The sequence below is a fragment of the Novosphingobium gossypii genome, assembly GCF_050433305.1.
GTDB lineage: Bacteria > Pseudomonadota > Alphaproteobacteria > Sphingomonadales > Sphingomonadaceae > Novosphingobium > Novosphingobium gossypii.
This window is the reverse complement of sequence record NZ_JBNPXM010000018.1, coordinates 38,138-48,471: the sequence shown is the minus strand read 5'-3', so window position 1 is coordinate 48,471 and position 10,334 is coordinate 38,138. Positions and strand designations below refer to the sequence as shown.

The 10,334-nt window shown below is 60.9% G+C and carries 13 protein-coding genes and 1 other annotated feature; of the genes, 6 read left to right on the top strand and 7 right to left on the bottom strand.

All coding sequences use genetic code 11. The annotated features are described in order from the left end of the window. Positions 1 to 163: 163 nt before the first annotated feature. Both GGR40_RS21175 and GGR40_RS21170 read left to right on the top strand, forming a co-directional pair. Positions 164 to 1,075, top strand: coding sequence for a tyrosine-type recombinase/integrase (locus tag GGR40_RS21175; protein ID WP_429278243.1), 912 nt, complete (start codon positions 164 to 166; stop codon positions 1,073 to 1,075). Positions 1,076 to 1,303: 228 nt separating this feature from the next. Beyond that, entirely contained in the window at positions 1,304 to 1,720 is a 417-nt protein-coding gene (locus GGR40_RS21170) for a hypothetical protein (RefSeq protein WP_429278242.1), read from the top strand. A gap of 625 nt (positions 1,721 to 2,345) precedes the next feature. Here the strand turns inward: GGR40_RS21170 and GGR40_RS21165 are convergent. Continuing rightward, positions 2,346 to 3,574, bottom strand: a protein-coding gene (locus GGR40_RS21165) for an IS3 family transposase (RefSeq protein ID WP_429278245.1) whose coding sequence is annotated in 2 segments (ribosomal slippage) — positions 2,346 to 3,286 and positions 3,286 to 3,574 — 1,230 coding nt in all. Because the reading frame shifts where the segments join, the coding sequence is not laid out codon by codon here. After that, positions 3,177 to 3,293 (bottom strand) — a sequence feature (AL1L pseudoknot). Its footprint overlaps the gene before it by 117 nt. Positions 3,575 to 3,745: 171 nt before the next feature. Between GGR40_RS21165 and GGR40_RS21160 the strand changes: the two genes are divergently transcribed. Continuing rightward, complete coding sequence (locus GGR40_RS21160) at positions 3,746 to 3,901, top strand: hypothetical protein (protein WP_429278241.1); 156 nt, start codon at positions 3,746 to 3,748, stop codon at positions 3,899 to 3,901. Continuing rightward, on the top strand, positions 3,898 to 4,404 hold the full coding sequence (locus tag GGR40_RS21155; protein ID WP_429278240.1) for a hypothetical protein: 507 nt from the start codon (positions 3,898 to 3,900) through the stop codon (positions 4,402 to 4,404). Before GGR40_RS21160 ends, GGR40_RS21155 begins: the two co-directional genes overlap by 4 nt. A gap of 523 nt (positions 4,405 to 4,927) precedes the next feature. Here GGR40_RS21155 and GGR40_RS21150 read toward each other — a convergent pair. The 6 genes from GGR40_RS21150 to GGR40_RS21125 all read right to left on the bottom strand — a co-directional run bounded on the left by GGR40_RS21150 (position 4,928) and on the right by GGR40_RS21125 (position 9,687). Next, positions 4,928 to 5,236, bottom strand: a complete 309-nt coding sequence (locus tag GGR40_RS21150; RefSeq protein ID WP_429278239.1) for a DNA N-6-adenine-methyltransferase — start codon at positions 5,234 to 5,236, stop codon at positions 4,928 to 4,930. Next, positions 5,233 to 5,919, bottom strand: a complete 687-nt coding sequence (locus GGR40_RS21145) for a DNA methyltransferase (protein ID WP_429278238.1) — start codon at positions 5,917 to 5,919, stop codon at positions 5,233 to 5,235. The genes GGR40_RS21150 and GGR40_RS21145 overlap by 4 nt, the downstream gene beginning before the upstream one ends. A gap of 472 nt (positions 5,920 to 6,391) precedes the next feature. After that, entirely contained in the window at positions 6,392 to 6,715 is a 324-nt protein-coding gene (locus GGR40_RS21140; RefSeq protein ID WP_429278237.1) for a DNA cytosine methyltransferase, read from the bottom strand. Then, positions 6,715 to 7,614, bottom strand: coding sequence for a hypothetical protein (locus tag GGR40_RS21135; RefSeq protein WP_429278236.1), 900 nt, complete (start codon positions 7,612 to 7,614; stop codon positions 6,715 to 6,717). Before GGR40_RS21135 ends, GGR40_RS21140 begins: the two co-directional genes overlap by 1 nt. 1,507 nt (positions 7,615 to 9,121) lie before the next feature. After that, positions 9,122 to 9,388, bottom strand: a complete 267-nt coding sequence (locus GGR40_RS21130) for a hypothetical protein (protein ID WP_429278235.1) — start codon at positions 9,386 to 9,388, stop codon at positions 9,122 to 9,124. Between the two features lie 8 nt (positions 9,389 to 9,396). Beyond that, positions 9,397 to 9,687, bottom strand: a complete 291-nt coding sequence (locus GGR40_RS21125; RefSeq protein WP_429278234.1) for a hypothetical protein — start codon at positions 9,685 to 9,687, stop codon at positions 9,397 to 9,399. 49 nt (positions 9,688 to 9,736) lie between these two features. Between GGR40_RS21125 and GGR40_RS21120 the strand changes: the two genes are divergently transcribed. Both GGR40_RS21120 and GGR40_RS21115 read left to right on the top strand, forming a co-directional pair. Then, positions 9,737 to 9,976 carry a hypothetical protein gene (locus GGR40_RS21120; protein WP_429278233.1) on the top strand — a complete coding sequence of 80 codons (240 nt, stop codon included), beginning with the start codon at positions 9,737 to 9,739 and terminating at the stop codon, positions 9,974 to 9,976. Continuing rightward, a complete protein-coding gene (locus tag GGR40_RS21115; RefSeq protein ID WP_429278232.1) occupies positions 9,973 to 10,176 on the top strand; it encodes a hypothetical protein in 204 nt (67 codons plus the stop codon). Before GGR40_RS21120 ends, GGR40_RS21115 begins: the two co-directional genes overlap by 4 nt. Positions 10,177 to 10,334: the final 158 nt, after the last annotated feature.

Below are 10,334 nucleotides of genomic sequence, written 5' to 3'. Positions count from 1 at the left end.
ATCTGCGCCTCGGTAAAACGGCTCTTCCTCATGCGTCTGCTCCTTACAGTGGCAGACTCTACATCAAAATGAGGGACCTTTCGGGGGGCAGGTCAATCCGGTTGCCGCCCGAACCCAAGCCAAGGTCGAGGCTGAGATTGCCGCACGCACAACGTTTCGCGTGGTGGCCGACGAGTTTGTCGAAAAGATGGAGTTGGAAGGCAAGGCACCTGCGACGCTAAAGAAATCGCGCTGGCTGATCGATGTGTTGCACCCGACGATCGGCTCCCGGCCGATTGCTGATATCACGGCGCATGAACTGCTGAAAGCTCTCAAGAGGCTTGAGAGGAAGGGCCATCATGAATCCGCCATCCGGGCTCGAACATTTGCTGGGCGTATTTTCCGTTACGCTGTCGCGACCTTGCGGGCTCAGCATAACCCCGCTGACATTCTACGCGGCGCTTTGATCACCCCTAAGGTGAAGCATCACGCTGCATTGCTTGAGCCTGCACAAGTCGGTGAACTGCTGCGAGCCATCGATGCTTACGGAGGGAAAATCGAAACGAGAATAGCCTTGCAGTTGCTGCCGCACGTTTATCTCCGTCCCGGAGAACTCCGGAGGGCAGAGTGGGCAGAAATCGATTTCGAAGCTGCTGTTTGGCGGGTGCCTGCCGAGAGAACCAAGATGCGAAAAGTGCATTCCGTGCCGCTCTCGACCCAAGCCCTCGCCTTGCTCAAGCAGCTTCGATCACTGGAGAATTCAGGAAGTTTCTTGTTCCCCGCAAACAAGACGTTCTTGAAGCCGATCTGCGAGAATACCCTCAATGTTGCGCTTAGGCGGCTGGGGTACACTAACGATCAAATGACCTCCCATGGTTTTCGCGCAACAGCAAGCACCTTGCTCAATGAATGTGGTCTCTGGCATCCCGACGCGATCGAGCGATCGCTCGCGCACCGGGAGCGAGACTTGGTGCGTGGAGCGTACCATCGCGGCGCACATTGGGATGAAAGAGTCCGTATGGCGCAGTGGTGGTCGGACTATCTCGTAAAGCTCCGGGACGGTGCCGAGGTTCTGCGCCCTAAATTTGGTACGTGATCGAAACTGCAGGATTATATCCCTTCGCCACCTTGGCGGGTGAGATGCTGGGAGTAAACCAGAGAGGGCGCCCCGGCGAGACGCGCAAAAACAATGGGTTTGCGGTTGAATAATTGCTCTGCAGTCGCCGTGCCAGTTTAACGCACTTGGTCAGGTCGGTTCCTCAGCGGCTTCTTCTTTGCGCATTGCTGGCTAGGGTGGACAGGATTTAGCAGCAGGAAACCCTGGATGGCCCGTACCTACTCTCGGCGTGAGTTCTACGATCTCGTATGGTCCAAGCCCATAACTCACATCGCGAAGGATTTCGCGCTTTCGGATGTTGCGATCCATAAGATCTGTCGCAAGCACCAGATATCGACGCCGCCGCCCGGCTACTGGGCCAAGAAGAATGCCGGCAAGACGGCTGTGCAAACCAAGTTGCCGAAAGCGCCGCGATCCACGACCGACAACGTCACAATCGCTGCCCCCGAGTTGCGCGATGAAACGGCTGCGGTAGCAGCGGCCCGCGAAATGGCTCGCGTGCGCGCCAGCGACGAGCCTGTCGGCGTGATACCGCACCCCATCATCGAAAGAACCCTTGCGGAACTTCGTGCCGCTTCGCCCTCGCACAGGGGCCTCGTGAGCGTTGGGCCCCGACGTCATTAGTTGCGAGATTGCTCCAGCCTCAATCGACCGCCTGGGCGACATTCTCAGTCGCATCGCGGCGGCGGTGCCCTTCACGACCGCGAAGACGGCCTCGCCTCCAGTCGTCGACGCTTCCCAGCCCCCCATGTCAGGGCGGCTGTATTCCTTAAGTAGCTTGATCAGCCGGCGCGTCTGCGTCTTCCGGCCATCCAGCAGAGCGCGCACCATCGGCGCGCTGAAGATGATACCCTTGTCAGACGTGGCTGCCGCCTTCCGGGGTTAACTAACGCTTCATTCTCAAGGTCTATGGCGCCGGTCATCCAGAAGCTTGGGGGCAAGTTATGAGTGGCACTGAACGTATTCGTTTTTGGTCGACAACCGTCGCTGTAATCGGGGGCGCGGTTATCGCTGGTATGTGGCCGGTGCTCTTTGAGTAGAGGGGCTTTTCGGGTGGCCGCGCAGCCTTCCCGCGCCTCGTAGAGCGGATTAACGCGCTCGCAACCCAGCAGCCCGCAGTCAGTTGGCGACCAATATGAGGCGTCCAACCAAACGGGTTTCTTAGTATAGATTTGGAACCCGACTGCCGCTCGGGCCTTGGGACTCATTCTGAACCGCGCCGGGATTGCCGGAGGCCAGTTTTCTTAAATTAGGCAGCCAGTGGGACGTCGTCCAGCATAGCGTAGTAGCGTTGCTCGGCTTCGACGGGCGGAATGTTTCCGATCGGCTCCAGCAGGCGCCTGTTGTTGAACCAATCGACCCATTCCAAGGTAGCGTGTTCGACGGCTTCGAATGAGCGCCAAGGGCCTCGACGGTGGATCACCTCGGCCTTGTAAAGACCGTTGATCGTCTCGGCCAAAGCGTTGTCGTAGCTGTCGCCGACGCTGCCGACGGATGGCTCGATGCCGGCTTCCGCGAGACGTTCGGTGTACTTGATAGACACGTATTGCGAACCGCGGTCGCTGTGATGGACCAGACCGCCGCGATGAACGGGCCGTCGGTCGTGGATAGCCTGCTCCAGCGCATCCAGCACGAAGCTGGCGTGCGCTGTCCGGCTGACACGCCAGCCCACGATATAGCGAGCATAGACGTCGATCACGAAGGCAACGTAGACGAACCCCGCCCAGGTCGCGACATAGGTGAAGTCGGAAACCCAGAGCATGTTCGGCGCCGGAGCATGGAACTGGCGATTGACCTGATCGAGCGGGCATGGCGCGGTCTTGTCCGCGATCGTGGTACGCACCGGCTTACCCCGGGTCACCCCTTGCAGACCAAGATCTCGCATCAACCGCTGCACGGTGCAGCGTGCAACATCGAAGCCCTCGCGCTTCATCTGCCGCCATACCTTGCGAACACCGTAGACGCCGAAGTTCTCGGCAAAGACCCGGAGAACTTCGGGCTTTAGCTCTTCATCCCGGCGGACACGAGCGGATTGCAAAGCCGGGTCTCGCCGCTTGGCAAGGCGCTCGTGATAGGTGGATGGGGCGATCGGCAGAACCCGGCAGATCGGCTCGACCCCATAGGCATCGCGATGTTCGTCGATAAAGGCGATCATCGTTTGAACGGGCGGTCGAGCTCCGCCTGGGCAAAATATGCCGACGCCTTGCGCAGGATCTCATTGGCTTGCCGCAGTTCGCGGACTTCACGCTCCAATGCTTTGAGTTTCTCAGCAGTCTCTGTCGGCACGCCACCGCGCTTGCCGCTGTCCACCTCGGATTTCTTCACCCATTCCAGCAGCGTGTGCCCGGAACAACCAATCTTCCCGGCAACCGATGTGATCGCAGCCCAGCGAGAGGGGTAATCGCCCTCGTGATCCAGAACCATCCGGATCGCTCGCTGCCGAACCTCAGGGGCGAACTTGTTCGTCGTCTTGCTCATCATAGACCCTCACTCTCAGGAGTTAGGGCCTCCGGCAATCCCGGCGCGGTTCATTCCCCCAAACTGCATCGCCGTGCGACGCATCCAGCTTGGAGAAGTGAATGCCCCGTTACCTGAAACTTGGAGTGGCCCTGTTGATGGTCGCTAGCACCGGTCTGGCCGCGTGCACCGATGACCGACCTGGTCGACACCGCCCGCCGCACGGCGACCGGTACGATCGCCACGACCGTGATCGTGATGGACATCGAGGCGGTCACAAGCGAACCCGGGACCGTGATCGCGGCGGCTGGAACCGATCGCGTTAAGCGAAAAATTCCAGGGCGGTGACCGAAGAGGCGCCGCCCTTTTTTATGGCGGCCCGCGATATCATGCCATCTACCTTCCCTGGTGCTTCCGATGTCAGAGATGCATCTATCTATATTCAGGAACCCTGCGGTCTGGCCGCGCGTACTGTAAGAAATCGCACCGTGACCTATGATAGGATTACAGGTGCGCCACCGTCCCCTTTCGCCGAGGATCAGACGATGAAGAGCCCCATTGAAGCGCGCGTGGCTGCGCTCGAAAGTGCTATGATGCAGACGGAAGGTGCTCATTACGCCCTGCACGATCTGCTTGCCCACACGATGTCCCGTCTTCCCGACGCCGAGTTTAGATCCGTCATCGCCCAACTCCGAATTCATTCGGATGAGCTGGATCTCGATCTTGCACCGGAGCGGGTCGCGGCGTACCGTGCTGAGCTCACCTCGATTGAGGATGAGGTCGGTCATATGGGCGAGGTTGAGCGGGGTCTGCTGACGAAGATTGTCAGGAGCGTCGGCGGAGGCAGATAAGGAACGCGCACTCATGCCGCGTTCCTCCACTGCGCAACGTCAAGCGCGCGCCGCGCGGCCTGCGCCTCGCGCAACTCGCCCGGATGCACGATCTTCCCGTTCATCCCGTGCCAAGTAAGACGGCCGCCATCCATCCACTCGCTCGGAAGCTCCATGATCCCCCCGGTAAAGAAGGGCTCGATGTGCTCAGGCTTGAGAGCGAGGTAGGAGCCGATCGCGCCGGCCGTCTCACGGCCACCGACGCCAGCCTGTAAGGCGATGGCCTCCGATGCTTTGGCGATGAAGTCGATGACGGCATCAGGCGTCCAGCCTGCGAGGCGTTCTTCCAGGCTCGTGCTGCTTCCTTTCGAATCGGGCGTGCGATCTGGCCGAGCCCACGCGAATGGGCCGTCTGCAGCGCTTCCACGCCGCGATCTCCGCTGGCCCAGAGGACGGTGCCGTTCCCCGGCTGCTCACCGAGTGAACCGTCAGGAGCGACAAACTTGATCTTTGGCGAAACGAACAGCACCATGTCTGCGCGCTCTCAGCACCGTTGGAACCACGGCGCGGAAGTGCGATCCGGCGTGAGGGCGATGCCATTCCCGTGATCGAAGAAGCGGTTCATCCAGACAAGCTTCGCTCGGTCACTGTTTCCGAAAGGCGGATTCATCCAGATGAAACCGGACCAGTCTTGCTCCAAGGCCGCTTCGTAGAAGAACCGGCGCGTGGGCATAGCGGTGTGCGTGTGGTTGCGGGGGTGGGCAACGTCCAGATCGAAAGTGCAGCCCAGCGCGTCGAACACGTACTTAGGCGTGTACCATTCGTCGGACTTGCCGCGGCGTTCGTGCGTCATGCTGCGAGCTCCCTTGTGGCTTCCTCAATGCGCCGACATGCGGTGTCGAAGTGCGCAGGGTTGTGCTCGATGCCGACGAACCGCTTGCCTGCGCGTAGGGCCGCGACACCGGTCGAGCCGGTGCCCATGAAGCGATCGCAGACCGTCGCGCCCAAGACATTGGGCATGATCTTGTCCATCACTGCGTCGGGCTTGACGGTTGGGTGTCCGAACTTGTCATCGCCGCGCGGCGACATCGCGATTATCTGACGATCTAGGTCGTCCAGCGTGCCGGTCGGGTGGAATCCTTTGTTCCACGCATGGACGTAGAACTCGTTGACCGGGCGGTAATGCTTGTTCGCCACCGGCTGCGGATTCTTCTTGCGCCAAGTGCAAAGGGCGAACCGCTCGAAATTGCCGTCGATGTAAGGTAGCAGCTTCGGAAGCTGGTCGTTGTGGCAGAAGACGACCGCCGCGCCGCAGAGCAGGGAGTTGATCACCGAATGCTCAAAGCCTTTATGAAGGCCCTGCTCCACGATATCGTCCATCCCCTTGCGCGCGGCCCGATACATCCCGCCGCCCTCAGCGCGGAATTCATATGGCGGGTCCATGGCGTCCACGTCGAACCAGCCCAGCGTCGGACGAATCTCGTAAGCGTCGCCCAGGTACAGGGTCGCATCGCCGATTTGCTCGATCCGGGTCATGCCGCGCGGGGCCTACCGATTATCGTTGTAATCGAAGCAAATTCCGCCCGGCAGTAATCTAAATCAAAAGTTACGTCGTAGACTTGGTTTACCAAAGTTAGCGGTTGCCAATGGGCCATCTGGGCGACCGATGCTACAAGGTCGCGAGAGGTTAAATTGGTCCCCCTGGAAGTGCTGGTGCAGCGCTTGAGAGCACTGCGATTCGAATTGCCGGGCATTGATATATCAGAGCCATGGCAAACTGCTGTTACCGCGGAGTGCCGAAACTGGGACGTGTTCGTGCTCAGGATGAGCGCAGGCCTCGACACGAGGCTCGTTGACGCGCTGAACCGCATCGAAGTCTTGAAGCGCGAAATGCCTTTGGTGGATTGGGGCGCGGGGCGACCGCCGTCAGTTACCAGATGGCGATGGATGGCTCGGGTGCATGCGTGGGCTGCAGCCCGGCGCTGACGGCAAAGAGGCACACCAAAGATCATGCTGCCAGCGCCTCCCGAGCAATTGCATCAACCGCTGCGATCCGCTCACCTATCCAAAGCATGACAGGCACGGCCATGGAGTTGCCCGGCGCCTTGTAGCGCGGGCCATCGGCGGCGGGTTTTCCGCGCACCGGGATCAGCGTGTAATCGTCAGGAAACCCTTGCAGGCGTTCGCACTCGCGTGGGGTCAGGCGGCGGACGGCAGAGCGTTGCGCGATGTAGTCGCCGCCTTGATTGCCGCCCACCGGGCCGCCCGCCATGAACGGCTGCGCAACGTCGGTTTCGTGGGCCTTGTAATCCTTGCCGCTGTTCATCGGCATTATGGAATAGGCGACGGCGCCGGTCCAGCGGCCTGCAGCGTATCTGCAGGGTCGCCGTCGGCGCCGACACCCAAACCGGGATCGCGCAGGCGCACGCGCCCTGATGCGTCCGGCGACGGCGTGATGGCATGACTGTCATCGCGCAGCGCGTTGGGATTGATCGGGTAGGCCACGGCCTGCGGCACTGTCCGCGCTTCTAGGGTGTACGCCTGATCGTCGGAGCGGAACCCGGCCCCGTCTGGACCAGCGTTGACGTTCTCAGTGATCGCGCGCTTTTGGATGGCATAGGCAATGGCCTGCAGGTGTCCGCCGCCTGAAGGACTTGGCTGAGTAAGCGTGAAGCTAACATCGCGCTGCCACTTCGGGGTTGTATCGTCGCTTATGGACCATAACCCCTCGCGCGCCTGAGGGTGCGTAACGAAAGTCTCAGTGTCGAAGTCCGCGGCGGCGATGGTGTCGTCGAACTTCCAGCCCGCTGCTGCGGTGTTGCCGTTGGCGACGTTGGTGATGGTCCCGGCGGCGGTCACGTAGACCGGATTGTCCTTGGCGGCGGCGGTGGTCGAGGTGAGCCTGCCCGAAAGCTCGCTGCGTGGATCAGCATAGCGCTGGGCTTGGCTGCATTCCTCGGCGCGGCGATCTGGGTGTGGAACACGTGGCTGGACGGTGAGCGAGCAGACGCGGTTCGAGCTGAGCAGGTGAAGCAGCAGGCCGCGACAGCTGACGCGCGCGGGCGCAGCGCCGAAGAGCGGGCCGACGACGCAATCCAGGGCATGATTGCCGACCAGGCACGGGAAACCGAGATCGCCAAGGCAGCGGCGGCCGAGCAGACAAAGCCGGCTGAGCAGCGCGCCAGCCTTCCGCCGACCCCAATCGCGCTGAACTGCCAGCGGCTGCGTCAAGCCTACAGCGCGGCGGAACTAGCGAAGATAGCTGCTTACCAGGAGCATTGCAGATGATGTCACGGCGAAAACGTGAAAACCCTAACAGGGGGCGGGCATCGGTAGCTCGAAATCGCCGTGACGGTTCACGTTATCCCACAGTAGCCGCAATTTGCCTAACCGCGCTGGCCCAGACTGCCTGCAGTGAGGCTCGGCCCGGCTCATTTCCCCCGGGCGCAGGACATTGCGGCGGTGACCGAACCGAAGCCACGCCCGGGCGCTGACATTCTGACCGATCCCGCTGCAGACGCTCGATACAACAAGCGCTGTGGAAGGCTGGGGGGATCAGCTGCACGCCGCCGGCATGAGACTGTGCCGGTACTACGAGCGCAAGGGGATGCCGAACATCGATTGCGGAAAATAGCGGCCCGGTGGAGTGGAGGGGGAGGGTGTGGAAGACTTCACACCGGGCCGATAGGCTACAAACAGGGTGTTTGATACGTCAACACGCCGGGACGGAATTAGGTTCCTCGAAATCGGCGCGCTTGGGTAGCGACGATCGGCCGGCGCGCGCGCTGCAAGGCGTTGCAAAATTTAGAGTGCCCTCACGGCGTTCTTCGCGCTTGCGGCAATGCAGCCGATGGGTCCATTTCACAGGTGCCTTTTAGGCATCCTCTCCCAAACTTTCATAAGGGCTGACCTCTGGGTCAGTCCTTTTTTCCTTACGGCAGCCCGCTGATCACGTGCTCGTAGCCTCATCGATCCAGAGGCCGAAGATTCATCAGTGCAGCCGGCGGCTGACGCTATGGATGAAAGTGCCAAGCCGGGTGACTGGTGGAACCCCGGCCTGGCACGTCCCGTACTTATCTGCGGTTTACGTAATGGGCAACCAAGGAAAGTGATGCTGTAACACCCCGCTGGCGCGCCGTCATGCTGGGTGCCGGCTTCGTTCAACCGCCTGCGTCGCGCCTACGGACGTATCGGCATTTTGAGGAACTGAATGGGGTGAATGACATTGATTTACCATCAAACAATTGGTCTGCAGAGAGGTGGCAATGTCGGTGCATCCGTGGTTTTGCGAGTACTGCTGCCATCACGATGGCGCGCCAAAAGAGGATGCACCGCATGACTGCATGATTACCAGCAGCCGGTTGACGGCAGCCGGACGGGCCCGGCAATACATCTGTGGAAACTGGAGCCAAACTTGGGAACGGACGACTGACGGCTGGCGGCGGTGGTTTGAGCCTGCCCCGCTGTGGGAACCCAACAAGCGGGACGATCGACCTCCTAATGAGCCGTTCATCGTACCAACTCAGCTAGGCTAAGTTTGTCGCGAGCGTGGCGATCCCCTGCAAGTCGCCGCGCTCGTCGCAGGCCGCTTAGGAGGTGGTCTTGTGAGCGACTATGCACAACAGCACACAGCGCCACAAAATGCTTGATCGCCGTGAAAAATGTGGGTGCGGCGTGCGGATTGCCGCACCCACCATCATCAGCGCCCCGGGGCAGGGAGCGATGGCAAACCTCTGGATCAGAGGTGCGTAAGCGCCAGCTGCAGCTGGTCGTCAGGTTCGTTCTTGTTGGCGGCGGCAGCCAGGCGCTCCCAGTCCTTGGGATCACGGAGGTCGACGTACTCGATCGAAACTAGATCGCGGGTCAGCTCGACCTTCTCTCGCAGCCGCTGCAGCAATGCCGGGAAAATGTCCCGCAGCTGCCGGCAGTCCTCGTGAGTGGCCCCTTCCCTGTCTGCCTGACCGAAGCGGTGCTGTGCGAGTGCGATCAGCGCGTCGTCGGACATCGGCTCCGTCATAGCGCTGCCCAATCGAGTTCAGCGTCATCGAGCGCTTCATGCATTTCCGGATCGGCACCCTGCTCGCTCAAGCGCTTACGGACAGCTTCAGGTTCGCCGTCACGGGGGAAAGCGCGATCGGCCTTGGCGGCTTTCGCCAGCGCGCCCAGAAACCTGCCACGCTCCGTCTGCTGCAGAACCCACCGACCGAACGGCACAGGCTCTGTCGGCGCTCCCTGGACGTTGATACGATGACCATCGATCGTCGGTAAGCTGGCCATAGAAAAATCCTCTGTGCGAATCACCATGACCAGACCATAGCATGTTCCATCTTTGTTCTCATATGGAGTTTGTGAGATGGTCGAGCAGGTTGACCCATTTCCCGAGATCCTGACAGCCGATCAGGTCCGCTTCGAGATTGTGCGCGGCGTCCAGCGGATCGCGCGATCGGTGCAGCGCGACATGCTGGTGGAAGACCAGGGCAAAGCCCAGCGCGCCCAAGCGCAGGCCGTCGCCGTCATAGTCGCGCGATTCGATAAGCTGCAGGTGCGCGGCCCGGCGCCGATACAGAGCATCTTCCAGGACCGCCCGCGATGACCTGCCGCATCTGCACCGCGAACGACGAGGAAGCGCTGATCGAACAGATGGCCGAGGCCATGTGGATGACGCAGTCGAGTACCGACCCGGATGACGAATGGCAGCCGCGGGAGCGCGCCGGGCCGTACTGGCATCGCATCATGCGCCAGTTCGCTGCCGCTTCGCTCGGGGTGCTGCGCCGAGATTTCGCCGGGATTTAGTACGCTGGGTCAATGATGGGAAATGCCTCACCAGCGTTTCAAACGGCCGCGGCGACGTCATCGTCTGTTGTGCTGCGGAGCAATTCGACGTCGGTCATACAGGCTCCATCTGTTTCCCAACCATTCGCTAAGTTATTGAGCAGTTTAACTGACGTTTT